The sequence below is a fragment of the Microbispora hainanensis genome, assembly GCF_006874475.1.
Taxonomy (GTDB): domain Bacteria; phylum Actinomycetota; class Actinomycetes; order Streptosporangiales; family Streptosporangiaceae; genus Microbispora; species Microbispora hainanensis.
Window position 1 is genome coordinate 58762 of record NZ_VIRM01000033.1, and the last position, 23820, is coordinate 82581.

Genomic DNA, 23820 nt, shown 5'->3' on the forward strand with positions numbered 1-23820 from the left:
GCGACATGCGTGTCCTGCACAGCTCCGACTGGCACCTCGGCCGGTCGTTCCACCGGGAGAGCCTGCTCGGCGCCCAGGCGGCGTTCGTCGACCACCTGGTCGAGACCGTCCGGGCCGAGCAGGTGGACGTCGTCGTGGTCTCCGGCGACGTCTACGACCGCGCCCTTCCTCCCGTCGACGCGGTCGCGCTGTGCAACGAGGCGCTGGCCAGGCTCAAGGCGCTCGGCGTGCACACCGTGCTGATCAGCGGCAACCACGACTCCGCCGTACGGCTGGGCTTCGGCGCCGACCTCATGGAGCGGGTGCACCTGCGCACCGACCCCGCCAGGGCCTGGGAGCCGGTGATGATCGGCGACGTGGCGTTCTTCGGCATCCCCTACCTTGAGCCCGAGCTGGTCAGGGGGCCGTGGGAGCTGGCCGAGCGCAGCCACACGGCCGCGATCACGTACGCGATGGATCGGGTGCGGGCGCATCCGGCGGCACGCAAGGTCGTGCTCGCCCACGCGTTCGTCACCGGGGGAGAGGCCAGCGACAGCGAGCGGGACATCAGCGTCGGCGGGGTCGCGCACGTGCCGGTGAGCGCGTTCTCGGGGGTCGCCTACGCGGCGCTGGGGCACCTGCACGGCCGTCAGGTGATGAGCGAGACGGTCCGCTACAGCGGCTCGCCGATCGTCTACTCCTTCTCCGAGGCCGGCCACACCAAGGGCTCCTGGCTGGCCGACCTCGATTCGGGTGTGACGGAGTTCGTCCCGGCGCCCGTGCCCCGGCCGGTGAGCACGGTGCGGGGCCGCATCGACGACCTGCTGACCGACCCCCGTTTCGAGCGGTACGAGGACCACTGGCTGCAGGTCACGCTCACCGATCCGGTGCGTCCGCGCGAGGCGATGGAGCGCCTGCGCCGGCGCTTCCCGCACACGCTGGCGCTCGTCTTCCAGCCGGACGGCGTTGTCGAGGGACCCGCGGCCCGGGCGAGGATCACCGGCCGGGCCGAGATCGACGTGGCGCTCGACTTCGTCCGAGAGGTCCGCGGTGAGCCCGCGGACGACGACGAACGGCGCCTGCTGCAGGAGGCGGTCGAGGCGTGCCGCATCAAGGAGAGCACGTGAACGGCCGCCCGGTCGTGCGGGACGGCACGACGGCCGGGCGGGCGAGGCCGTCGTCCGCCGGGCGGCCTGAGGTCCGGGAGCGCGGGGTCGTCCCGCGGGCGAGCGAGGAGGTCCGGTGAGGCTGCATCGGCTGCGCATGGTCGCGTTCGGGTCGTTCCCCGGCACCGAGGAGGTCGACTTCGACGCGCTCGGCGAGGCGGGCCTGTTCCTGATCCACGGTCCGACCGGCGCCGGGAAGACGACCGTGCTCGACGCCGTCTGCTACGCCCTGTACGGCAGGGTGCCCGGTCAGCGGGAGAGCGCCCGGAGCCTGCGCTGCGACCACGCGCCGCCCGACCGCGGGCCGTCGGTCATGCTGGAGCTGACGATCCGGGGCAGGCGTCTGCGCATCACCCGTTCGCCCGCCTGGATGCGGCCGAAGCTGCGGGGTTCCGGCCTGGTCGAGGAGAAGGCCAAGGCCCGCGTCGAGGAGCTGACCGAGCCCGGCGGGCAGTGGGTCGTGCGCAGCACCCGCAGCGACGAGGCCGGCGACTTCGTGAACACGCTGACGGGCATGACCGCGGCCCAGTTCTGCCAGGTCGCGATGCTGCCGCAGGGCGAGTTCGCGAAGTTCCTGCGGGCCGGCGGCGAGGAGCGGCGGGAACTGCTGGAACGGCTCTTCTCCGTGCGGGTGTTCAGCGACGTCGAGCGGTGGCTGGCCGACCACCGCACGCGCACGTGGCGGGAGGAGCAGGAGCTTCGCCAGCGGGTCGAGTCGGTGCTCGACCGAATGCGCGGCGCGGCGGGCGACGACCTGCCGTTGCCGGAGGAGGCCGACGATCCCGCGGCCTGGGCGGGGGGGCTGCTCGACCTCGCCCGCGGTGTGCTCGCCGACGCGGTCGCGGCGCGCGCGGGGAGCCAGGAGACGCTGCTGTCGGCCCGCGCCCGGCTGGAGGAGGGCCGCGCCCTGGCCGACCGGCAGCGCAGGCACGCCACCGCCCTCGCCCGGCGGCAGGAGCTCGACGCGGCGGCGGACGAGCGGTCGGACCTGGAGGCGATGCTCGACGAGGCCGCCCGCGCCGACCGGGTGGCGCCGCTGATCCGGCAGGCCGTCCAGCGGGCGGAGACCGCCGCCAAGGCGCGGTGGGTGGCCGCCGACGCCGTGCTCCGCGTGCTCCCCGGCCTCGGCCCGGAGCCCGACGGGGAACCGGACGTGGACCGGCCGGAGAGCACGCGGCAACGTGTCGTGCGGCAGGGTGTCATGCGGCTGCATACGGAGCGGATCGACACCGAGCTGCCGGATCCGGAGCGGCTGGCCGGGCTGGAGCGGCAGCGGCGCGACGAGATCGCCCGGGTAAGCCAGATCCTCCCGGAGGAGGCGCGCCTGCGGCAGGTGCGAGGCGAGCGCGCCGACGCCGAGCGCGCGCTGGCGGAGCTGACCGAGGAGGAGGCGGAGCTGACGCGGCGGCTGGCGGCGCTGCCGGCCGAGCGGCTCGACGTCGAGGAACGGCTCGCCGGGGCGCGTACGGCGGCGGCGAGCCTGCCGGGCCTGACCGCCGTCAGGGACGCCGCGCTGCGCCTGCGGGAGGTCACCGGACAGGCCGAGCGGCTGGACGCCGACCTGGCACGGCTCGCCGAGGACGAGGCACGGGCCAGGGCCGCGCAGGCGGAGCTGCCGGAGCTGCTGGCCGGGGCCGAGGAGCGGCTCAGAGGCCTGCGCGACATGGCCGCGCGCGTCCCCGCGCTGGAGGCCGCCGCGCAGATGGCGGGCGACCGGCTGGAGGCCGCGCGGTTGCGCGACGCCCTGACCACCGAGCTGGAGGAGGCCGAGCACGACCGGCGCGCCGCCGTCGACCTGGCCCAGGAGCGTCGCGACCGGCTGCAGGAGGTCCGCCAGGCCAGGATCGACGGGATGGCCGCCGAGCTGGCGGCCGGGCTCGTGCCCGGGACGCCCTGCGCCGTCTGCGGCGCCACCGAACACCCCAGCCCCGCCGCGTCCGCCGCACGGGCCGCGACCGCGGACGACGAACAGGCGGCGCAGGAGGCGTTCGAGGCCGCCCAGCGAGCACGCGAGGAGGCGGAGACGACCGTCGCCGCGCTCTCGTCGCGGCTCGGCGACGCGGCGGCGCGCGCCGGGGACCTGTCCCAGGACGACGCGTCCGCCGCCCTCGCCGACGCCCGTGAGGAGCTGGCGCGGCTGCGCGCCGCGGAGACGGCGGTCGCGGCGGCCGAGGCGGAGGCCGGGCGGCTCGCGGCGGAGCTGGAGTCGGCCCGCGAGCGGGCGGCGGAGCTGACCGGGCTGCTGACCGAGACCAGGACCAGGCGGGACGCCCTGCTCGCGGAGGGCGAGCGGCTCGCCGCCGGTCTGGAGGGCGACCTCGTGACGGCGGAGGCGGAGCTGGAACGCGCCCGCTCCCTGGCGGCTGCCGAAGAGGACCTGGCCGCCCGCGCCGCACGGCTCGCGGCCGAGCTGGAGGAGCTGGGCGCGCGGGCCGCGCGCACCGGTGCGGCGCTCGCCGAGGCCCGCGCGCAGCGGGACGGGCTGGAGGCCGGCGAGCGCAGGCTGGCCGAGGTGATCGACGCCGCCCGGGGTGAGGATCCCTCGCTCGCCGCCCGCCTCGATCGGCTGCGTGAGGAGGCGGATCTGCTCAGGGAGGCCGCCGAGACGGCGGCCACGGCGGCCGCCGCCGATCGCGAGAGCGAGACCGCGCTGGCCGAGGCGGCCAGGGCCGCCGGCACGGAAGGGTTCGCGAGCGTGGAGCACGCCTCGGCCGCCGTGCGCACGCCGGAGGAACGGGAGGCGATGTCCGAGCGGCTGGGACACCTGGACGCAGAACGGGCCACGGTCGAAGGGCTGCTCGCCGATCCCGAACTGGTCGCGGCGGCGGCCGAGCCCCCCGCGGACCTGCGGGAGCTGGAAGCCGGTCACGAGCGCGCCGAGCGGGACCACACCGCCCGCACCTCCGCCCACGACCGGGCGAAGGCCAGGCTCGACCAGCTCACGGGGCTCGCCGCCGAACTGGACGCCGCGCTGCGCGCCTACCGGCCCGCCGAGGAACGGCACCGCCTGGCGCGCCGGCTCGCCGAGCTGGCGACCGGCACGTCCGGCGACAACCGGTGGCACATGAGGCTGTCGGCGTACGTGCTGGGCGAGCGCCTCCGCCAGGTCGTCGACGCGGCGAACGATCGGCTCGATCACATGTCGAGTGGGCGCTATCTGCTGCGGCACGACCTGAACCGGTCGGCGGGCGACCGGGGCCGGTCGGGCGGCGGCCTGGGCCTGCGCGTGCTCGACGCCTGGACCGGCGTGGAACGCGACCCGGCCACGCTCTCCGGTGGCGAGAGCTTCATCACCTCGCTCGCCCTGGCGCTGGGCCTGGCCGACGTGGTGACCGACGAGGCGGGCGGGGCGGAGATCGGCACCCTCTTCGTGGACGAGGGCTTCGGCACCCTCGACGACGAGACGCTCGACGACGTGCTCGACATCCTCGACGGCCTGCGTGAGGGCGGCCGGGCCGTCGGCGTGGTCAGCCACGTGGCCGAGCTCCGGGTGCGCATCCCCGCGCAGCTCCGTGTGGTCAAGGGCCGCTCCGGCTCCACCCTCCACCACTGAGCCCTGCCGGAGAAGCCCGCCCCCGAAGTCCTGCCGCCGCAGCCCGCCCCCGAAGCCCGTGCGGCGGGGGTGGCCGCGAGGCCTCACCAGAGAGCGAGCGAGCGGGTGAGGATGCGGGCGAGGTCCTCCTCTCGCACGGGCCTGGGGGAGGTGGTGAGCAGCCGCTGCTGCTTCATCGCTCCCTCGACCAGCGCCGGCACGTCGGCCTCCGTGTATCCCACGCCGCCGATGCCGTTCGGGATGCCGACGTCGCGCATGAGCGCGGTCAGCACGCCGGGCAGGAACTCCGACGGCTCGTCCGGCTTCGCCGCCGAGGGATCGAGCAGCTCGGCCACGCGCAGGTGCCGCGCGGGGTCCGCGTCGAAGGTGAACCGGAACGCCTCCGGAGCGGTCAGCGCCACGGCCATGCCGTGCGGCACCATCGGCTCGCCGCCGGGATAGCCGCGTGGGCGGAAGTCCTTCACCCGGCCCGCGATCGGATAGGCGGTGGCGTGCGGGATGTGCACGCCCGCGTTGCCGAACCCGAGCCCGGCGAACGTCGCCGCCAGCGCCATCGCGCCCCGCGCCTGCGCGTCGTCGCCGTGCCGTACGGCGGCGCGGAACGAGCCCGCGAGCAGCCGGATCGCCTGCTCCGACCACATGTCCGCCACCGGGTTCGACCCGCAGTAGGGCACGCGCTCCTCCGGCCGCCTGCGCTCATAGGATGTGTAAGGCCGGGCGGTGTAGCTCTCCAGCGCGTGACAGAGGATGTCCATCCCCGCCGCCGCGGTCACCTCGGGCGGCTGGGTCATCGTGAGGTCCGGGTCCACGACGGCCAGCACGGGACGGAGACGGGCGTGGCTGATCCCCGTCTTGACCTTCAGGCCGAGCACGTCGAGCACGCAGATCGTCGTGCTCTCCGAGCCGGTGCCCGTGGTCGTGGGCACCGCGACCAGCGGCTTGAGCGGCCGGGAGGGGGCACGCCCGGCACCGATCGGCGCGTTGACGTAGTCCATCAGCTCGCCCGGATTCGTCGTGAGCAGGTTGACGGCCTTGGCCGTGTCGATGCTCGATCCCCCGCCGACCGCGACGAAGGCGTCCCACGGGCCGCTCGCGCGGGCGTGCCCGATCGCCGCGAGCAGGCTCTCGTCGGCGGGCTCGACGTGCACGCCGTCGTACACCTCCGCATGGATGCCGAACCCGGCGATCTGTTCGGCGATCCGCGCCGGAGCGCCCGTCGCCGCCACGCCCGCGTCGGTCACCACCAGCACGCGGCGCACGCCGTACTGCCCGAGGTCGAAGCCGATCTCGGCGGACGCGCCGGGGCCGAACTTCAGGGCGGGGGCGCCGTACGTGAAGACGGACTCGGGAGTGCTCGGGACGATCACGATCGCTGGCCTTCCATCCGGGGCTCACGCGGGCAGGGCGCGATGCCGGTTGCGGGGCGTTCCCGATGGGAACCTGGCATGTGGCATGCTGCATGTCAATGCGCCGCCGTACGCGGGCGGGCCCACTCCGGAGGGTGATCAGACGGTGCGAGCGGTCGCCGGCACGTCCAGTCTCACCGAGCAGGTCATGGAGGCGGTCAGGGAGGCCATCCAGGCGGGGGAGCTGCGGCCCGGGGAGCTCTATTCGGTCTATCGGCTGGCCGCGCAGCTCAATGTCTCCCGCACTCCCGTACGCGAGGCGATGCTCCGGCTGGCGAGGCGGGCCTGGTGCGGTTCGAGCGGAGCCGGGGTTTCCGGGTGCTGCGCCGCGATCCCCGGGAGATCGCCGAGGTGTTCCACCTGCGGCTGCTGCTGGAGGTGCCGGCGACCAGGCGGGCGGCCCGCGACGCCGGTCCCGGCCTCGCCCGGTTGCTGCGCGAGGAGCTGGAGGCCATGCGCGCCGCCGCGGCCGGACACGACGAGCCGCGCTTCATGCGGCACGACAGGGCGTTCCACGACGCGATCCTCGCCGCGGGGGCCAACCGGCGGCTCGCCGAGGTCGTCGCCGGGCTCAGGGACGCCACGGTGACGCTGGGCGCCTCCACCGTGGACCGCTCCCGCTCCCTGGCGGACGTGGCCGCGGAGCACGAGCCGATCCTCGCCGCCGTCCTCGGCGGCGATCCGGACGCCGCCGCCGCGGCGATGCACGCCCACGTGGCGCACACCGGCGAGCTCCTCGTGTCTCAGGCCGCCGCCGAGAACGGCCGGCCTGCCGCCCCCGCCGACATCGCCCTCATCCGCGACGCAGCGGACGGATCTACAACGTAAAGGGCAAACCGCCCTCTGCCGCCGAACAGATCAGGAAGTGCCGCGCTCGCCCGTGGCCGTCGTGCTGAGCGCGGCGACGGCCCGCAGCGCCGCGGCCGGGTCGTCGGCGAAGAACCGCACCCGCCGCACGGCCACCGCAGGGCGGACGGCCTGCCAGGGACGGCGCGGAGGAGGCACCTCGATCGGTTCGCGCAGCTCGACCACGAGGTTGGTCTGGGACGAGACCGCGAGGGCGAGCTCGCCGTCCGACAGGCGCACGAGCTTCTTCTCGTCGTAGCGGCGGTCGATCCGCGCCGACGCGATGAGCTCCGCCGGGACGTCCAGGCCGAACAGCCGGCCGTACCGCAGGCGCAGCCCGTCCGGCGACGGCGACTCCTCGCGCAGCAGCGCGGCGAGCCGCTCGCGCCTGGACCGGATCTCCGCCTCCTGCCGGGCGAGGTCGGCGTCCAGCTCCAGCAGGATCTCCCGCAGCTCACGGGCGGAGTCACCGGTCAGCGCGTCGCGGACCTCGTCGAGCGACAGGCCCAGCTCGGTCAGCCTGCGCGCCCGGCCTAGGCGGAGGGCGTCGCGCAGGCCATACTCGCGATAGCCGTTGACCCGTCTCGGCGGCTCGGGCAGCACGCCCTGGTGGTGATAGTGCCGCACGGTACGGGTGGACACCCCGGCCAGCGCGGCGAGTTCTCCGATCCGCATGCCCCCATTAGAGACGTTGACGTCGCGTCAAGGTCAACGGCTCACAGAGGCAACCAGCGGGCGGTGAGGAGATAGCCGCCGTAGACGAACGCGGCGGCGGAGACGAGCAGGAACAGCAGCACCCACAGCGTGCCGGGCACGCGGGTCAGCCGGGCGAGCTGGTCGGCGTCGGAGTCCGGGGCGCGGCCGAGGCGGCGCTTGGCCTGCAGCTCCAGGATCGGCCGCACCCCGCCGAGCAGCAGGAACCACGCGGCGACGTACGCGCAGGACGACTGGACATGGGGCGGCGCGAACCACGACAGCGCGAAGACCGCGCCGCCCACGGCGAGCAGCGTCACGGCGCCGAAGAAGTTCCTGATCATCAGCAGCATGCAGGTCAGCAGCGCGAGCACGGCCCACAACAGCATCGTGATCCGGCCGTCGGAGACCAGCCAGGCCGATCCGAGCCCGATCAGCGAGGGCGCGACGTACCCCGCCGCGGCTGTGGCGACCATGCCGGGGCCCGTCGGCCTGCCCTTGGTGAGCGTCACGCCCGAGGTGTCCGAGTGGAGGCGGATGCCCCGCAGCTTGCGCCGGGTCAGCACCGCGACCAGCGCGTGGCCCCCCTCGTGCGCGATCGTGATCAGGCCGCGTGAGATGTGCCACGACGCCGGGTAGGCGACGACGGCGAGAGCGGCGAACCCGGACAGCACGACCAGCCAGAGCGGGGGCGCGATCTGGACGGCGGTCAGGTGGTTCCACAGGGCCTTCAGGGGGTTCACCCCGAGATCGTACGGCGGCGGCCCTCCGGCTGCGGACCTGTCCTCCCGGCCGGCGTCGATCGGTACGCTCCGGGCATGTCCACCGCCGAGCGAGCCGTCACCGTCGATCCGGCGGAGCCGGCCGACGCGGAGTCCGTCAGGAGCATTCTCGCCGAGTCATGGGACGGCCCTCATGTCGCCGTCCACGGCGAACTCATCGACGCGTCCGCGCAGCGGGCGCTCCTCGCGAGGGCGGAGGGGCGGCCCGTGGGACTGCTGACATACCGGGCGGTGTCGGACGCCGAGTGGGAGATCGTGACACTCGACGCGACGGAGGCCGGGCGGGGTGTCGGGCGGGCACTGCTGGACGGGGTGCGCGCCGAGGCGGAGCGCGCGGGCGTCAGGCGGCTCTGGCTGGTCACCACGAACGAGAACACCCGTGCCCTGCGCTTCTATCAGCGGTACGGATTCGACCTGGTGGCGGTCCACCGCGACGCGGTCGAGGCCGCGCGCCGGCTGAAGCCCTCGATCCCCACCCACGCCGACGGCATCCCGATCCGTCACGAACTCGAACTCGAACTGCTTCTCTGGTGTGACGGCCGAGACGGTGTGCGGCCGTCCTCGACGAGCCGCCCGAAAGCCGGGCCCCCCGGGCAGGAACAGCAGGATCGCCGCGATGACCAGCCGGTCCGCGTGGTCCGCCTGGGTAAGGGCGACGAGGGCGGTTACCTTCTACGTGTGGCTGAGCGGCGTATGCGTGGACTGCGCGGATTGAGTGGATTGAGCGGGCTGATGAGGGCGAAACCGGAGCAGGCTCCCGAGCACTCCATGGATCCCCGCGCGGACCAGGGGGAGACGTTCCGGCAGAGCGTGGTCGACAACGCCGTGTACGTGGACGGCGAGCGCGTGGACTCGCCGCCGTCGCTGGCCGACGCGATCGCCTCGCTGCGCTCGCGGCCGGGGGCGATGGCGTGGATCGGCCTCTACCGGCCGGAGGAGACCGAGCTGATCAAGGCGGCCGAGGAGTTCGGCCTGCACGAGCTCGCCATCGAGGACGCCATCGTCGCCCACCAGCGGCCCAAGGCCGACCGCTATGGCGACACGCTGTTCGTGGTGCTGCGGGCCGCACAGTATCTCGACCAGCCCGAGAAGGTCGCCTTCGGCGAGCTGCACGTCTTCGTCGGCCCCGACTTCGTGCTGACCGTACGGCACAGCGAGGCGCCCGACCTGTCCAAGGTGCGCCGCCGCATGGAGTCGGACCCCGACCTGCTCCGCCAGGGGCCGCAGGCCGTGCTGTACGCGATCCTCGACGCGGTGGTGGACGGCTACGCCCCCGTGGTCGCCGGGCTGCAGAACGACGTCGACGAGATCGAGGTGCAGGTCTTCGGCGGCGACCCGGCCGCGCCCCGGCGCATCTACAGCCTCTCGCGTGAGGTCATCGAGTTTCAGCGGGCGACCAGTCCGCTGGTCCCCATGCTCGACGGCTTCATCGCCGGCTCGCCCAAATATGGCGTGAACGAGGAGCTGCAGCGCTACCTGCGCGACGTGTCCGACCACGTCATCACGGTCACCGAGCGGGTGGCGGGCTTCCGGCAGATGCTCCAGGACATCCTCGTCGTCAACTCCACCCTCGTCAGCCAGCAGCAGAACGAGGAGATGACCAAGCTCACGGCCGCGAGCATCGCCCAGGGCGACGAGGTCAAGAAGATCTCGGCGTGGGCGGCCATCCTGTTCGCCCCGACGCTGGTCGGCACGATCTACGGGATGAACTTCGACCACATGCCCGAGCTGCACTGGCTGCTCGGATATCCCATGGCGATCATGCTCATGGGCGTCGTCTGCCTCACGCTCTATCTGGTCTTCAAACGCCGCGACTGGCTCTGACCCGGGCACGTGACGCGAACCGGCCCGGGGCGTGGGCACGCCCCGGGCCGGCTCTGACCCTCAAGCAGGATCCTCAAGCACGATCCTCAAGCAGGACCCTCAAGCGCGGTCCTCTAGCGCTTCACGCGCACCCAGTCGATCCGGCTCTTGGAGCCGTCGGCCTCGCCGTTGCCGCCGAAGACGACCCTCCAGTAGCCGGACGCCGACGCCGTGGTCTTGCCCCAGAACCTGCCGGTGCTGTTCGTCCACAGCGTCTTGACGTAGTGCCAGGAGCCGCCGGGCTTCTTGAACCACACGGTCACCCGCTGGTGGCCGTAGCCCTCCCAGGGGTGGTCCCACACCTGGAGCTGGCCGCGGAAGGTGAGCTACTTGTGGTACTTCACCGGCTCGGGCGAGGCGTTGAACTGGACGATCCGGGTGTCGGCCTTGGGCGCGGGCGGCGGAGGCGTCGGCCGCGGCACGCGGACCGTCACATAGTCGGTCGCGCTCGCCGAGTAGCCCGCGCCGGTGGCGCCCGCGAACTCGGCCCGCCACCAGCCGGAGGTCCTGGCCCTGACGTCCGCCGAGAAGCGGCCGTGGGAGTCGGTCCAGTCGGTGGTGACGTGCTGCCAGCGATCACCGCCGGCCGGCTTGAACAGGATCTTCACCTGCCGGCCTGGGTAGCCGCTCCAGCCGGCGAAGCCGGAGATCTCCAGCCGGCCGCGCAGGTGCAGCGTCTTACCGGCGTCGACGGGCTCGGGGGAGGCGTCGAAACCGGTGATCCGGGTGCGGCTGGCCCGGGCCCTGACGTCGACCCGGTCGCTGTCGCTCGTCGCGGGCTCGGCGTCGGACGCACCTGCGAACTCGGCGCGCCACCAGCCGGTCCTGTCCGCCGTACGCTCGACCGAGAAGCGGCCGTCGCGGTCGGTCGTCACCGAGCCGACCCGGCTGTAGGAGCCGCCGACCGGCTTGAAGGCGAGGTAGACCCGCTGCCCGTCGTACGCCTGCCGGCCGGCGCCGTCCCGGAAGGTCAGGGCGCCGGTCAGCCTGAGCCGGTCGCCCCGGTCGACGACGTCGGGCGCCGCGTCGAAGTCGAGGTCGGTGGTCCAGTGGACCTGGAACTCCTTGGTCGCGACCCCGCCGTCGGCCCGCACCTGCAGCCTCCAGACGCCCGGCTCGTCCCTGAAGGTGAAGCCGTACTTGGCCGTGTAGGCGCCGGAGCCCGCGGGGTCGGGATCGAGCCTGACGGTGCGGCCGTCGCGGTCGACCAGCCGCGCCGCGCCCTCCTCGGACGCCTTGTAGGTGAAGGTCGCCGTCGTGCCGGCGCCGCCGGCGACGACGACGGGGCTGGGGGAGACGGCCAGGTCGCTCGGACCCGCTGCCGTCGCCGCGCCGGCGGTGGCCGGGAGCGCGACGAGGACCGCCCCTCCCAGAGCCACTGCCGCGATCACGGCATGGATGCGTTTCAACATTCCGGTGAACCATCCTTCCGGTGGTTGAACGCGGCATGAGGGTGCCACGTCATTCGTAATGAGTAGACGGGCGAATACCCGGGGTGGTTTAACCCTCTGACTTATCGTCATCGTTTCGTGTCGGAGTGCGTGATCGATAACCGGTTGTGTACGGAGTTGTCGCTGTGCGGGACGGAGCGTGCATCGTGCGACATAATCGACCGTGTGGTGCGGGACGCTGTGGAGACCCATTTCGCCGAGGTTGTCGGGGCGCTGACCCCCGGACCGGCCCGGGATCCGGACCTGCCGGTGCGGCCGGGCACGGGCCTGACGGGCACGCGGTGCCGTGAGCTGTTCGCGGTGCAGCTGGGCAGCCGCCTCCTCGACGTCGCCGCCCGCGTCATGCGTGAGCGCGACGAGGGCTTCTACACGATCGGGTCGTCGGGGCACGAGGGCAACGCCGCCGTCGCCGCCGCGCTCCGGGTGGACGACCCCGCGCTGCTGCACTACCGGTCCGGCGCCTTCTATCTGACCCGTTCGGCACAGGCGGGGCGGCTGGCGGAGGAAGGGCTGCGCGACGTCCTGCTGGGGATCGCGGCGTCATCCGAGGAGCCGATCGCGGGCGGCCGGCACAAGGTGTTCGGTCACCCCGAGCTCGCCGTCATCCCGCAGACCTCCACGATCGCCAGCCACCTGCCGCGCGCCGTCGGCGTCGGCTTCGCGATCGAGCGGGCGCGCGTGCTCGGCCTGCCCTCACCCTGGCCCGGGGACGCCGTCGCCGTCTGCAGTTTCGGCGACGCGTCGATGAACCACGCCTCCGCGCTGACGGGGCTCAACACCGCCGCGTACGGCCGCTTCCGCGGGCTGCAGATCCCGGTGCTCTTCGTGTGCGAGGACAACGGCCTCGGCATCAGCGTGAAGACGCCGCCGGAGTGGGTCGCGCAGGCCCGGCACCCCCTGCTGGAGTATTTCCAGGCCGACGGCTGCGACCTGGCCGAGACCTACGACATGGCGCTGCGCGCCGTCGATCACGTGCGCGCCAACCGCGCCCCGGCGTTCCTGCACCTGCGCACCGTGCGGCTGATGGGCCACGCCGGCTCCGACGTGGAGATCGGCTACCGCACCCGCAAGGAGATCGCCGCCGACCTGGAGCGCGACCCCCTCGTCCGTACGGCGCGGCTGCTCGTGGAGGCGGGCCTGGCCGAGCCCGACGAGCTGCTCGCGCGCTACGAGGCCGAGCGCGACCACGTGCTGAAGCTGGCGTCGGAGTGCGCCCGGCGGCCCCGGCTCACGACGGCCACGGAGGTGATGGCCCCGCTCGCGCCGCGCCGTCCCGAGGCGGTGACCGCCGAGGTCGGGCGGTGCGCGCCCGCCGAGGCGCGCGAGCGCGCCTTCACCACCCTGCCGGAGCAGGAGGGCAGGCTGACGGTCGCCCAGGCGATCAACCGCGCGCTGGCCGACGCGATGGCGGTGGACCCTGGTGTCCTGGTGTTCGGCGAGGACGTGGCCCGCAAGGGCGGGGTGTACGGCGTGACGCGCGGGCTGCTGCGCAGGTTCGGGGCCGAGCGGGTCTTCGACATGCTCCTGGACGAGCAGGCGATCCTCGGCCTCGCGCTCGGGGCCGGGGTGTCGGGGCTGCTGCCGGTGCCGGAGATCCAATACCTCGCCTACCTGCACAACGCGCTTGATCAGATTCGCGGCGAGGCGTCGACCATGCAGTTCTTCTCGCAGGGCGCGTATCGCAATCCGCTTGTCGTACGAGTCGCCTCTTATGCCTACCAAAAGGGCTTTGGGGGACATTTCCACAATGACAACTCAATTGCCGCATTGCGCGATATTCCCGGTGTGATCGTCGCGTCTCCGGCCCGGCCCGACGACGCGGCCGCGATGCTGCGCACGTGCCTGGCCGCCGCCCGTACGGACGGCAGCGTCTGCGTGTTCCTCGAACCCATCGCGCTCTACCACACGCGTGATCTCTTCGACGAGGGTGACGACGGCTGGCTCGCGCCGTACGCGCCGCCCGCGCGCTGGGCCGAGACGCACGTCCCGGTGGGCCGCGCCCGCTCGTACGGCGACGGCCGCGACCTGACCATCGTCACGTACGGCAACGGCCTGCGGATGAGCCTGCGGGCGGCGGTCAGGCTCACGGCGGAGGACATGAGCTGCCGGGTGCTCGACCTGAGGTGGCTGTCGCCGCTGCCGGTCGACGACCTCATGCGCGCGGCCGAGCTGACCGGCCGTGTGCTGATCGCCGACGAGACCCGCCACAGCGGCGGCGTGTCCGAGAGCGTGATCGCGGCACTCGTCGACAACGGCTTCCGCGGCCCGATCGCCCGGGTGACCTCGCAGGACAGCTTCGTGCCGCTAGGCCCGGCCGCCGGCACCGTTCTGCTGTCGGAGTCCGACATCGAACGCGCCGCCCGCAAGCTGCTCGTCTGAGGGCCAGGCGACACCGTCGAGCGCGAGGAACGGCGCGACCGCGACCGCGGCCGGCGTCATCCCGGTGAAGGCCACGACGTCTCTGTGCAGGTGGGACTGGTCGGCATACCCGCTCTCCGCCGCGACCAGGGCCGTGCTGTGCCCGGCGGCGAGACGGTGGGCCACATGGTCGAAGCGGACGAGCTGCGCGCCACGTTTGGGAGTGAGTCCGATCTGGGCGCGGAACCGCGACCAGAGGCGCTTGCGGCTCCATCCGGTCTCGGCGGCCAGTTGTTCGACCCGCACCCGCCCCCGGGTGGCCACTATCCGTCCCCAGGAAAAGGCGACCTCCGGGTCGACGGTCCGGCGCGCGTCCAGCCGCCGGGCCAGCGCGGCCTCCGCGATCGCGAATCGGTCCTGCCACGAACCGGCCGCGCGCAACCGCTCCTGCGTCCGCACGGCCTCGCGTCCCCACAGGTCGTCGAGGGTGACCACGGCCCCGCTCAACTCGGAGGAGGCGCCCAGCACCGCGTGTGCGACCATCGGCGACAGCCGCAACTGGAGGCATTCGAAACTTCTGGCCGTGCCCCGTCCGCGAGCCCTGACGGGCGCGAGGCCGGCGACGACGCGTTCTCGCTGCCGGGAACCGCAGCCGTCTTCGATGACGAACGGCTGGCCGCCGAGGTCGAAGATCACCGTGACCGCGGGGTGCGGGACCATCGCGAGGTCGGAGAACTCGTTCGCGGGGTCGCCGAACCCCGCCATCACGACCCCCGGCACCCGGCCAGGGCGCGAGGGGACCGCGATCTCCCACCGAGGAGCACCGGCGCGAACCGGCTGGGCTGTTCGCACGCCTGCATGGTAGGAGGCGGGTCGCGGCGGCCACAACGCGCCGGCTTTCGAGACGGGTGCGGGACGATACGCACCGCGGGTGCCGGGCACGGGTCCTCCCGTCGGGCCGGTGGGTGGTGGCGGCGGCTTCCGGTCAGCCTCGTGCGGCCCACAGCTCGCGTTCGGCGCCGCCGGGGTCGCCGGCCACGGTGATCTTCTCGCCGATCAGGGCGGTGGACCGGTCGGTCAGGTCGTATCGGGGCCAGCCCGGGTCGCCGCCGGAGACGAAGCGAACCCAGGCGCCGTGGGCCGTGCCGGCGACGGCCTGTGACGGTTCGTCGCCGATGAGGGCGTGACCGGACTTCTCGTCGAGGAGGTCGAACACGTACGGGATCTCCACCGCGTGCGCGGCCCGCAGACGGCCGGCGAAGCTCGGCGACTCGTGGTCGAAGCGATACAGCCACGTGCCGGCCTCGCTTGTCTCCAGGCGTGCCTCGGCGACCCGGGTCACCGGGATGCGGATGAAACAGTCGGTGGTGATGTCGGCGAGCAGGTCCCCGCTGCTCGCTCCCGGCCGGGCCGCCCGGTAGCGCTCGACCGTCCCGTCTGGCGCGCCGAGGGCGCCCGCGATGGCGGGGAGCATGCGCTCGTCGATGAGGTCGATCATGCCGGTGGGGACGAGGCCGATCCGGGTGTCGTCCCGGTTCCAGCCGGTCAGGAGCCGCACGCCGCTGCCGGCGCCCTTTCTCAACGCGTCGAGCGGGTGGCCGGGGAGGGTGTCGCCGTCCACGACCGGGGCGAAGGGGAGGCGCGCCCACGCGGAGGCGTCCGCGGCGCTCTGGGCCTCGTCGGCGAGGGCGGACGCCGTCCGTGCGAGCAGTCCGGGCGGCACCTGCCTGAAGGCCTCGCGGTCCGGGGCGATCCCGAGCGAGCCGGCCAGGTGCGCGGCGACCGCCAGGGCGCTCTCGGCGGTGAGCGTCTGGGCGGCCGCCCCGCTTTGGGCGATCGCCTGGTGGAACAGGCCCCGGGCGCGGGGCATGGTCATGAGGGTGACGACGCTCATGGCCCCGGCGGACTGGCCGGCGACGGTCACCCTCCCCGGATCCCCGCCGAAGGCGGCGATGTTGTCCCGGACCCATTCGAGGGCGGCGATCTGGTCCAGCAACCCCAGGTTGGCGATGCCGTCGCCGAGGTGGAGGAAGCCCTCGGCGCCGAGCCGATAGTTGACGGTGACGCACACGACCCCGTCGCGGGCGAAGGAGGTGCCGCGATAACCGGGGATCGATCCGGATCCCTTCGTGAACACGCCGCCGTGGATCCAGACCAGCACCGGCAGGCCGGACGCCTGGGGGTCGGGGGTCCACACGTTGAGGTTGAGGCATTCCTCACCGGGGATCACGACCTCGGGGAACAGCGCCTCGATCTCCGGACCGTAGTCGCCTTTCGGGCAGGTCGGCCCATAATCGGTCGCGCTGCGCTCGCCCTCCCACGACGCGGGCGGCTCGGGAGGCCGCATGCGAAGCGCCCCGAAGGGCGGGGCCGCGTACGGAATCCCGAGGAACGCCGCCACCCCCTGGTCCAGGCGGCCCCGCAGCCGGCCACTCGCCACCCGGACCACCGGCGCGCTGTCCGTGTCGTTCGTCATCGCCCCTCCTGCCGCTCGCTCGCCGCGCGGCCCCCTGTCCGGGGCCGTGCCGGACGTCGAGCGTCGCAAGCTCAGGGCCGGGGTGTCTTGAAGAAATGTTCCGTCCGGTCAGAGCCGTGCCAGCGCGGCGCGGGCCATGTCGCGGAGCAGGCCGGCCATGGCCTCGGGGGCGAGCTCTCCGGCGCTGCGCGGGGTGGAGTTGAGCAGGCCGAAGACCGCGTGCGTCGCGGCGCGCAGCCGCGCGGGCGGGCACGCGGGGTGCAGCTCGGACAGCACGGTCACCCACTCCTCCACGTAGAGCCGCTGCAGCCGCCGGATGGCCCGCCGGGCCTGCTCCGGCACGTTGTCGAGCTCGCGCTCGTGGACGCGGATGAGCGCGGGGTGAGTCAGCGCGAACGCGATGTGCCCGGACAGCAGCGCGTCGAGCGCGGCCTCCGCGGTGTCCGGGTCGGCGGTGGTGGCCAGCCGCGCCCCCTGCTCGCGCAGCCGTTCGCTGATGTCGAGCAGCATCTCGGCGAGCAGCGCCTCCTTGCCGCTGAAGTGCCGGTAGAGCGCCGGTCCCGACACCCCCACGGCCGCACCGATGTCCTCGATGGACACCCCGTGGAAGCCGCGCGCCGCGAAGAGCTCTGCGGCCGCCTCCAGGATCTCGGCCCGCCGATTGCGGGTAGGGGTCTTCTCGGTCCTCCCGGTCTTCACGGCACCATGGTAGACGGAGTCTGTTAATGATGACTAACATCCGAGCATGAGTACGAGTGACTGGCCGGTGCTGGAGAGCCGGTGCGACCCGGGCGGCGAGCCGTACAAGCGCAACGCGGAGGCGAACGAACGCCTGGTCGCGGAGCTGCGGGAACGGCTCGCGGCGGCGGCGCGCGGCGGCCCCGAGCGGGCTCGGACCAGGCACGTCCAGCGCGGCAAGCTGCTGCCCAGGGACCGCGTCGACACGCTCCTCGACCCCGGCGGGCGCTTCCTGGAGCTGTCCCCGCTCGCGGCCACCGGCATGTACGGCGAGCAGGCCCCGGCCGCCGGGATCATCACCGGCGTGGGGCGGGTGAGCGGGCGCGAGGTCGTGATCGTGGCCAACGACGCCACCGTCAAGGGCGGCACGTACTACCCGATCACGGTCAAGAAGCACCTGCGCGCCCAGGAGGTCGCCCTTCACAACCACCTGCCGTGTGTCTACCTGGTCGACTCGGGCGGCGCTTTCCTGCCGAAACAGGACGAGGTCTTCCCCGACCGCGAGCACTTCGGCCGCATCTTCTACAACCAGGCCACCATGTCGGCGCGCGGCATCCCGCAGATCGCGGCCGTGCTCGGCTCCTGCACCGCCGGCGGCGCGTACGTCCCCGCGATGAGCGACGAGGCCGTGATCGTCCGCGACCAGGGCACGATCTTCCTGGGCGGGCCGCCGCTGGTGAAGGCCGCGACCGGCGAGACCGTCACGGCCGAGGAGCTGGGCGGCGGCGAGGTGCACGCCCGCGTCAGCGGCGTCACCGACCACCTCGCCGAGGACGACGCGCACGCCCTGAAGATCGTGCGCGACATCGTGTCGACGCTCGCGCCGAAGAGCCCCCGCCCCTGGGACGTCGCGCCCGCCGAGCCGCCGCTGCACGACCCGCACGACCTGTACGGAATCGTCCCCCAGGACACGCGGCAGCCGTACGACGTGCGCGAGGTGATCGCCCGGGTGGTCGACGGCAGCCGGTTCCTGGAGTTCAAGGCCGAGTACGGCCCGACCCTGGTCACCGGGTTCGCCCGGATCCACGGGCACCCCGTGGGGATCGTGGCCAACAACGGCATCCTGTTCAGCGAGTCGGCGCTCAAGGGCGCGCACTTCATCGAGCTGTGCGACCGGCGGTCGATCCCGCTGGTGTTCCTGCAGAACATCAGCGGCTTCATGGTCGGCAAGGCGTACGAGGCCGGGGGCATCGCCAAGCACGGCGCGAAGATGGTGACGGCGGTCGCCTGCGCCCGCGTGCCGAAGTTCACCGTGATCATCGGCGGCTCGTTCGGCGCGGGCAACTACGCGATGGCCGGCCGCGCCTACTCGCCCCGCTTCCTGTGGATGTGGCCGAACGCCCGCATCTCGGTCATGGGCGGCGAGCAGGCCGCCACCGTGCTCACCATGGTCGGCGACGCCGACGCCGACGAGATCCGGGCCCAGTATGAGCACCAGGGCAACCCCTACTACTCGACCGCGCGCCTGTGGGACGACGGGGTGATCGACCCCGCGGACACCAGGACCGTGCTCGGCCTGGCGCTCGGCGCCGCCGCGAACGCCCCCCTCGAACCCGTCGGCTACGGCGTCTTCCGGATGTGAGGTCGGCCTCGTGATGTTCACCAGTGTCCTGATCGCCAACCGGGGTGAGATCGCCGTCCGGATCATCCGTACGCTGCGGGCCCTGGGCGTGCGCGCCGTCGCCGTGCACAGCGACGCCGACCGCGACGCGCGCCACGTGCGCGAGGCCGACCTCGCCGTACGGCTCCCGCGCGGCTACCTCGACATCGACGGGATCATCGAGGCGGCCCGGGCGAGCGGCGCCGAGGCCGTCCACCCCGGCTATGGCTTCCTCGCCGAGAACGCCGGGTTCGCCCGGCGCTGCGCGGCCGAGGGCCTGGTGTTCGTCGGCCCGCCCGCCGCGTCCATCGAGGCCATGGGCGACAAGATCCGGGCCAAGGAGACGGTCGCCCGCGCGGGCGTGCCGGTCGTGCCCGGCGGCGCGGAACCGCACGACGACCTGGCCGAGGTCGCCGCGCGCATCGGCTTCCCGGTGCTGATCAAGCCGTCCGCGGGCGGGGGCGGCAAGGGCATGCTGCGGGTCGAGTCCGCCGACGCCCTGGCCGCCGCCGTCGAGTCGGCCCGCCGTACGGCGACGGCGGCCTTCGGGGACGGCACCCTGCTGATCGAGCGGTTCGTGGACCGGCCCCGGCACATCGAGATCCAGGTCATGGCCGACGGCCACGGCGACGTCGTCCACCTCGGCGAGCGCGAGTGCAGCCTGCAGCGCCGCCACCAGAAGATCGTGGAGGAGGCGCCGTCGCCGCTGCTCGACGAGGAGACGCGGGCCCGGATGGGCGCGGCGGCGGTGGAGGCCGCGCGGTCGGTCGGCTACGTCGGCGCGGGCACGGTCGAGTTCATCGTCCCCGGCGACCGGCCCGGCGAGTTCTTCTTCATGGAGATGAACACCCGGCTGCAGGTCGAGCACCCGGTCACCGAGATGGTCACCGGCCTCGACCTGGTCGAGCTGCAACTGCGGATCGCCGCGGGGGAGCCGCTGCCGTTCGGGCAGGACGCGGTGCGCCTGCGCGGCCACGCCGTCGAGGCCCGCGTCTACGCCGAGGACCCGGCCCGCGACTTCCTGCCCACGGGCGGGCGCGTGCTGCGGTTGCACGAGCCAGCGGGGGAGGGCGTGCGGTTCGATTCCGGGCTGGCCGAGGGAACGGTCGTGGGCAGCGACTACGACCCCATGCTGGCCAAGGCGGTCGCCTGGGCCCCCGGCCGGGCGGGCGCGCTCGCGGCCCTCGACCGGGCGCTCGGCTCGACCGTGATCCTCGGGGTCACCACCAACATCGGGTTCCTGCGCGCGCTGCTGGCCGACCCGGAGGTCGCGGCCGGGCGGCTCGACACCGGGCTGGTCGAACGGCGGATCGGCGGCCTGGTGAGCGGCGAGGTGCCCGGCGAGGTGCTCGCCGCCGCCGCGCTCGTCGTCCACTCCGGCTTTGATCACTCGGGCTTCGACCGCTCCGCCTCGGGCGATCCCTGGGACGTCGCGGACGGCTGGCGCGTCGGGGAGCCCGCCTGGACCGTGCACCGGCTCGGCGTGCCCGTACGCGTGCGGGGCGCCGCCGGCGATGCGGAGATCGAAGTTAACGATCGTTCACTCGGCCGTGCCCGGCTGGAGTGGACGGGCACGGATGAGGCGACGGATGAGGCGGCTGTCACCCTCGGCGGCGTCACCCGGAGATACGCGGTGGCCCGTGACCGCGACACGGTCTGGCTCGCCGAGGGCGGCCGTGCCTGGTCCGTCACGCGGCACGAGCCCGGCGACCCGAAGGACCGGCAGGGCGGGGCGCTCGCCGGCGACGGAGTCGTACGCAGCCCGATGCCGGGAACGGTGCTGCTCGTGAAGGCGGCGGAGGGCGACCGGGTCACCGCGGGGCAGCCGCTGGTCGTCGTGGAGGCGATGAAGATGGAACACACCCTGACGGCGCCGGCCGACGGCGTGCTCGCCGAGCTGCGGGCCCGGCCGGGACAGACGGTGGAGCTGGACGCGATCGTGGCCAAGGTGACGCCGTGCGAGTGACGATCTACGAGGTCGGCCCGCGTGACGGCCTGCAGAACGAGTCGGCCATCGTGCCCGTCGAGGTCAAGCGCGAGTTCATCGGACGGCTGGCCGAGGCGGGGCTGACGACCATCGAGGCGACGAGCTTCGTCCACCCCAAGTGGATTCCCCAGCTCGCCGACGCCGGGGAACTGCTGGAGAGCCTGCCCCGGGTGCCCGGGGTGCGCTATCCGGTGCTCGTCCCCAACGAGCGGGGCCTCGACCGAGCCCTTGGCTGTGCTCTCGGCCACGGGGGCGTGACCGACATCGCGATCTTCGGCAGCGCCACCGAGTCGTTCGCCCGGCGCAACCTCAACCGGACCGTCGAGTCGCAGTTCGAGATGTTCGCCCCCGTCGTCGAACGGGCCCTCGCCCACGGCATGCGGGTCAGGGCGTACGTGTCGATGTGCTTCGGCGACCCCTGGGAGGGGCCGGTCGCGCCCGAGCAGGTCGCCCGGGTCGGGCGCAGGCTGCTCGATCTCGGCTGTTACGAGCTGTCGCTCGGCGACACGATCGGCGTCGGCACGCCCCGGCACGTCGAGGCGCTGCTCGACGCGTTCGCCGAGGCGGGGGTCGGGCCCGATCGGCTGGCCGTCCACTTCCACGACACCTACGGACAGGCCCTCGCCAACACGCTCACCGCGATCAAGCGGGGGATCGCGGTCGTGGACTCCTCCGCGGGCGGCATCGGCGGCTGCCCGTACGCCAAGAGCGCCACCGGCAACCTCGCGACCGAGGACCTGGTGTGGATGCTCGACGGTCTCGGTGTCGAAACCGGGGTGGACGTCAGGTCGCTGACCGCCACCAGCCTCTGGCTCGCCGAGATCCTGGGCCGGCCGAGCCCCTCCCGCGTCGTCCAGGCCCTGGCGAAGGAGATCTGAGATGCTCAACGACGAGCACATCGAGCTGCGCAAGTCGGTCGAGGAGTTCGCCCGCGAGGTGGTGGCCCCCGTCATCGGGGACTACTACGAGCGGTGCGAGTTCCCGTACGAGATCGTCCGCAGGATGGGCGCGATGGGCCTGTTCGGCCTGCCCGTCCCGGAGGAGTACGGCGGCATGGGCGGCGACTACTTCGCGCTGTGCCTCGCCCTGGAGGAGCTGGCCAGGGTCGACTCCTCGGTGGCGATCACCCTGGAGGCGGCGGTCTCGCTGGGCGCGATGCCGATCCTGCGGTTCGGCACCGACGCACAGAAGGAGCGCTGGCTGCCGAAGATGGCGGCGGGGGAGATCCTCGGGGCATTCGGGCTGACCGAGCCCGGCGGCGGGTCCGATGTCCCGGGCGGCATGCGCACCACGGCCGTCCTCGACGGCGGCGAATGGGTGATCAACGGCTCGAAGGCGTTCATCACCAACTCGGGCACCGACATCACCGGCGTCGTCGCCGTGGCGGCGATCACCGGCCGCCGCGAGGACGGCAGGCCGGAGATCTCCACGATCCTCGTGCCGTCGGGCACGCCCGGCTTCACCGTGTCGAAGAAATACTCCAAGGTCGGATGGTCGGCGTCCGACACCCGGGAGCTGTCGTTCACCGACTGCCGGGTGCCCGAGGAGAACCTGCTGGGCGAGCGCGGCCGGGGCTACGCGCAGTTCCTCCAGACCCTCGACGAGGGCCGGGTGGCCATCGCCGCGCTGTCGGTCGGCCTCGCCCAGGGGTGCGTGGACGAGTCCCTCGGGTACGTGCGAGAGCGCCGGGCCTTCGGCCAGGAGATCGGCCACTACCAGGCCATCCAGTTCAAGATCGCCGATATGGAGGCCCGGGTGCACACCGCCCGCCTGGCCTACTACCACGCCGCCGAGCGCATGCTGGCCGGCCTGCCGTTCAAGAAGGAGGCCGCGATCGCCAAGCTTGTCTCGTCCAACGCCGCGATGGACAACGCCCGCGACGCCACCCAGATCTTCGGCGGCTACGGCTTCATGAACGAGTTCCCCGTCGGCCGCTTCTACCGCGACGCGAAGATCCTGGAGATCGGTGAGGGCACCAGCGAGGTGCAGCGCATGCTCATCGCCCGCGAACTCGGCCTGCCCGCCTGAACCCGTCCCGCCGTGGCCGGACCAGCCGGCCTCGGCGGCTCGCGCGTTGACCGCGATTCCTCCCCGTCGTCCCCAGCGACCGAATTTTCTGCGCCGTTTTTTCTGGGCCGTTTTTTCTGCGCCGCTTTTCTGCGCCGCTCTTCTGGGCCGCGTTCGTGATCGGCCTGGCCTCGTCACATGGCCGGCGGGCGCATGCCAAGCCACTGCTCGGCGTCCCAGGCATGGAAGCGCTCGACCTCGCTGAACCCCAGCTTCGCCGCGAGGCGCATCGAGGCGACGTTGGCGCTTTGGGTGGTGAGCACCACCGGCTCGCCGGGAAGAGCGGCGTCGAACCAGTCGAGCGCCGCCGCGCACGCCTCGGCGGCGTACCCGTGCCCCCAGGCCGTCGGCAGGAACAGGTAACCGAGATCGGCCTTCCCCACGGCGGCCGGGCGACGGTGTTCGGTCGCTCTCCTGAGCAGGATGTGGCCGATCATCACCCCACCGAGCTCGACGACGAAACTCCCGGGCCATCGCTCGGGCACCTCGGGAAGCTCACGCTCAAGCACGTCACGCGGGCGGGGACCACCGAGGTAGGCGTGCACCTCCGGCGAGGCGAGCAGCTCGACGAACCTCGTACGGTCCCGCGCCTCGGGCTCACGGAGCACGAGCCGCTCGGTCCGGATCGGCTCGGGCGGCCACGCCACATGTCCAAGATCTGCCATGCGCGCACGCTAACAACCCCCTAGAACGACCTCGAACGCGGGGCGGGACGCGATGCCCACGTGGCCGAGCCATGAGCGCGGCCGGAACTGCCGGCGCCTGAGCCCCTGGGGAGCAAGCGCTGCTGGTACCGGCTCACCTGCGTAACGGAGACAACCTACGCATGGCGGAGATACTGGAGGAGCCGGCGCC

19 protein-coding genes and 1 pseudogene are annotated in these 23820 nt (G+C 73.1%); 11 read left to right on the forward strand and 9 right to left on the reverse strand.

All coding sequences use genetic code 11. The features are described from left to right. The first annotated feature begins 5 nt into the window (after window positions 1-5). From FLX08_RS24835 to FLX08_RS24840, 3 genes are read left to right on the forward strand one after another with little or no spacing between them, the layout of a single operon-like run. Window positions 6-1106 (forward strand): exonuclease SbcCD subunit D, encoded by a 1101-nt coding sequence (locus FLX08_RS24835; RefSeq protein ID WP_142621864.1) that lies wholly within the window; start codon window positions 6-8, stop codon window positions 1104-1106. After that, complete coding sequence (locus FLX08_RS43005; RefSeq protein ID WP_280117129.1) at window positions 1103-1225, forward strand: hypothetical protein; 123 nt, start codon at window positions 1103-1105, stop codon at window positions 1223-1225. Before FLX08_RS24835 ends, FLX08_RS43005 begins: the two co-directional genes overlap by 4 nt. Then, window positions 1222-4698 (forward strand): AAA family ATPase, encoded by a 3477-nt coding sequence (locus tag FLX08_RS24840; protein WP_142621866.1) that lies wholly within the window; start codon window positions 1222-1224, stop codon window positions 4696-4698. Before FLX08_RS43005 ends, FLX08_RS24840 begins: the two co-directional genes overlap by 4 nt. Before the next feature lie 83 nt (window positions 4699-4781). Here the strand turns inward: FLX08_RS24840 and FLX08_RS24845 are convergent, their stop codons facing one another. Then, the gene (locus FLX08_RS24845; protein WP_208761639.1) at window positions 4782-6065 is read right to left on the reverse strand and encodes a hydroxyacid-oxoacid transhydrogenase; all 1284 of its coding nucleotides are present in this window, start codon (window positions 6063-6065) and stop codon (window positions 4782-4784) included. A gap of 187 nt (window positions 6066-6252) precedes the next feature. Between FLX08_RS24845 and FLX08_RS43455 the strand changes: the two are divergent. Both FLX08_RS43455 and FLX08_RS42340 read left to right on the forward strand, forming a co-directional pair. Next, a pseudogene (locus tag FLX08_RS43455) lies at window positions 6253-6333 on the forward strand (GntR family transcriptional regulator); the annotation flags it as partial. Window positions 6334-6392: 59 nt separating this feature from the next. Then, on the forward strand, window positions 6393-6932 hold the full coding sequence (locus FLX08_RS42340; protein ID WP_244312870.1) for a GntR family transcriptional regulator: 540 nt from the start codon (window positions 6393-6395) through the stop codon (window positions 6930-6932). 30 nt (window positions 6933-6962) lie between these two features. Here the strand turns inward: FLX08_RS42340 and FLX08_RS41495 are convergent, their stop codons facing one another. Both FLX08_RS41495 and FLX08_RS24860 read right to left on the reverse strand, forming a co-directional pair. Further along, complete coding sequence (locus FLX08_RS41495; RefSeq protein ID WP_208761642.1) at window positions 6963-7625, reverse strand: MerR family transcriptional regulator; 663 nt, start codon at window positions 7623-7625, stop codon at window positions 6963-6965. Window positions 7626-7666: 41 nt separating this feature from the next. Continuing rightward, window positions 7667-8386 (reverse strand): M50 family metallopeptidase, encoded by a 720-nt coding sequence (locus FLX08_RS24860; protein ID WP_425280640.1) that lies wholly within the window; start codon window positions 8384-8386, stop codon window positions 7667-7669. Between the two features lie 75 nt (window positions 8387-8461). Here FLX08_RS24860 and FLX08_RS24865 point away from each other — a divergent pair, with 75 nt between their 5' ends. After that, window positions 8462-10249, forward strand: coding sequence for a GNAT family N-acetyltransferase (locus FLX08_RS24865; RefSeq protein WP_142621870.1), 1788 nt, complete (start codon window positions 8462-8464; stop codon window positions 10247-10249). Between the two features lie 113 nt (window positions 10250-10362). Here FLX08_RS24865 and FLX08_RS24870 read toward each other — a convergent pair whose 3' ends face one another. Both FLX08_RS24870 and FLX08_RS24875 read right to left on the reverse strand, forming a co-directional pair. Continuing rightward, window positions 10363-10590, reverse strand: coding sequence for a hypothetical protein (locus tag FLX08_RS24870; protein WP_142621872.1), 228 nt, complete (start codon window positions 10588-10590; stop codon window positions 10363-10365). 24 nt (window positions 10591-10614) lie between these two features. Continuing rightward, entirely contained in the window at window positions 10615-11700 is a 1086-nt protein-coding gene (locus FLX08_RS24875; RefSeq protein WP_142621874.1) for a hypothetical protein, read from the reverse strand. Between the two features lie 204 nt (window positions 11701-11904). On the opposite strand from FLX08_RS24875, the gene FLX08_RS24880 reads away from it, so the two are divergent. Then, window positions 11905-14118, forward strand: a complete 2214-nt coding sequence (locus FLX08_RS24880; protein WP_208761643.1) for a thiamine pyrophosphate-dependent enzyme — start codon at window positions 11905-11907, stop codon at window positions 14116-14118. On the opposite strand, the gene FLX08_RS24885 is transcribed toward FLX08_RS24880, so the two are convergent. From FLX08_RS24885 to FLX08_RS24895, 3 genes are all read right to left on the reverse strand, one after another. Then, window positions 14044-14949 (reverse strand): helix-turn-helix domain-containing protein, encoded by a 906-nt coding sequence (locus tag FLX08_RS24885; protein WP_167530559.1) that lies wholly within the window; start codon window positions 14947-14949, stop codon window positions 14044-14046. The genes FLX08_RS24880 and FLX08_RS24885 overlap by 75 nt on opposite strands. A gap of 133 nt (window positions 14950-15082) precedes the next feature. After that, window positions 15083-16573, reverse strand: a complete 1491-nt coding sequence (locus FLX08_RS24890; RefSeq protein WP_142621876.1) for a carboxylesterase/lipase family protein — start codon at window positions 16571-16573, stop codon at window positions 15083-15085. 108 nt (window positions 16574-16681) lie between these two features. Continuing rightward, complete coding sequence (locus FLX08_RS24895) at window positions 16682-17272, reverse strand: SACE_7040 family transcriptional regulator (RefSeq protein WP_142621878.1); 591 nt, start codon at window positions 17270-17272, stop codon at window positions 16682-16684. 46 nt (window positions 17273-17318) lie between these two features. On the opposite strand from FLX08_RS24895, the gene FLX08_RS24900 reads away from it, so the two are divergent. Genes FLX08_RS24900 through FLX08_RS24915 form a run of 4 tightly spaced genes read left to right on the forward strand, consistent with a single transcriptional unit; the run spans window position 17319 to window position 22926 of the window. After that, a complete protein-coding gene (locus FLX08_RS24900; protein WP_142621880.1) occupies window positions 17319-18893 on the forward strand; it encodes a carboxyl transferase domain-containing protein in 1575 nt (524 codons plus the stop codon). Between the two features lie 13 nt (window positions 18894-18906). Next, the gene (locus FLX08_RS24905) at window positions 18907-20877 is read left to right on the forward strand and encodes an acetyl/propionyl/methylcrotonyl-CoA carboxylase subunit alpha (RefSeq protein WP_142621939.1); all 1971 of its coding nucleotides are present in this window, start codon (window positions 18907-18909) and stop codon (window positions 20875-20877) included. Then, on the forward strand, window positions 20868-21776 hold the full coding sequence (locus tag FLX08_RS24910; protein ID WP_142621882.1) for a hydroxymethylglutaryl-CoA lyase: 909 nt from the start codon (window positions 20868-20870) through the stop codon (window positions 21774-21776). Before FLX08_RS24905 ends, FLX08_RS24910 begins: the two co-directional genes overlap by 10 nt. A 1-nt stretch (window position 21777) precedes the next feature. After that, window positions 21778-22926: an acyl-CoA dehydrogenase family protein gene (locus FLX08_RS24915; protein ID WP_142621884.1), complete on the forward strand. Its 1149-nt coding sequence runs from the start codon at window positions 21778-21780 to the stop codon at window positions 22924-22926. Between the two features lie 173 nt (window positions 22927-23099). Here FLX08_RS24915 and FLX08_RS24920 read toward each other — a convergent pair whose 3' ends face one another. Then, window positions 23100-23630: a GNAT family N-acetyltransferase gene (locus tag FLX08_RS24920; protein ID WP_142621885.1), complete on the reverse strand. Its 531-nt coding sequence runs from the start codon at window positions 23628-23630 to the stop codon at window positions 23100-23102. Window positions 23631-23820: the final 190 nt, after the last annotated feature.

Excerpts from the sequence above, each read along its gene's own strand:
- FLX08_RS41495 (WP_208761642.1), bottom strand. The coding sequence starts at position 7,625 with ATGCGGATCGGAGAACTCGCCGCGCTGGCCGGGGTGTCCACCCGTACC.
- FLX08_RS24835 (WP_142621864.1), top strand. The coding sequence starts at position 6 with ATGCGTGTCCTGCACAGCTCCGACTGGCACCTCGGCCGGTCGTTCCAC.
- FLX08_RS24865 (WP_142621870.1), top strand. The coding sequence starts at position 8,462 with ATGTCCACCGCCGAGCGAGCCGTCACCGTCGATCCGGCGGAGCCGGCC.
- FLX08_RS24915 (WP_142621884.1), top strand. The coding sequence starts at position 21,778 with ATGCTCAACGACGAGCACATCGAGCTGCGCAAGTCGGTCGAGGAGTTC.
- FLX08_RS24890 (WP_142621876.1), bottom strand. The coding sequence starts at position 16,573 with ATGACGAACGACACGGACAGCGCGCCGGTGGTCCGGGTGGCGAGTGGC.
- FLX08_RS24875 (WP_142621874.1), bottom strand. The coding sequence starts at position 11,700 with ATGTTGAAACGCATCCATGCCGTGATCGCGGCAGTGGCTCTGGGAGGG.
- FLX08_RS24920 (WP_142621885.1), bottom strand. The coding sequence starts at position 23,630 with ATGGCAGATCTTGGACATGTGGCGTGGCCGCCCGAGCCGATCCGGACC.
- FLX08_RS24905 (WP_142621939.1), top strand. The coding sequence starts at position 18,907 with ATGTTCACCAGTGTCCTGATCGCCAACCGGGGTGAGATCGCCGTCCGG.
- FLX08_RS24900 (WP_142621880.1), top strand. The coding sequence starts at position 17,319 with ATGAGTACGAGTGACTGGCCGGTGCTGGAGAGCCGGTGCGACCCGGGC.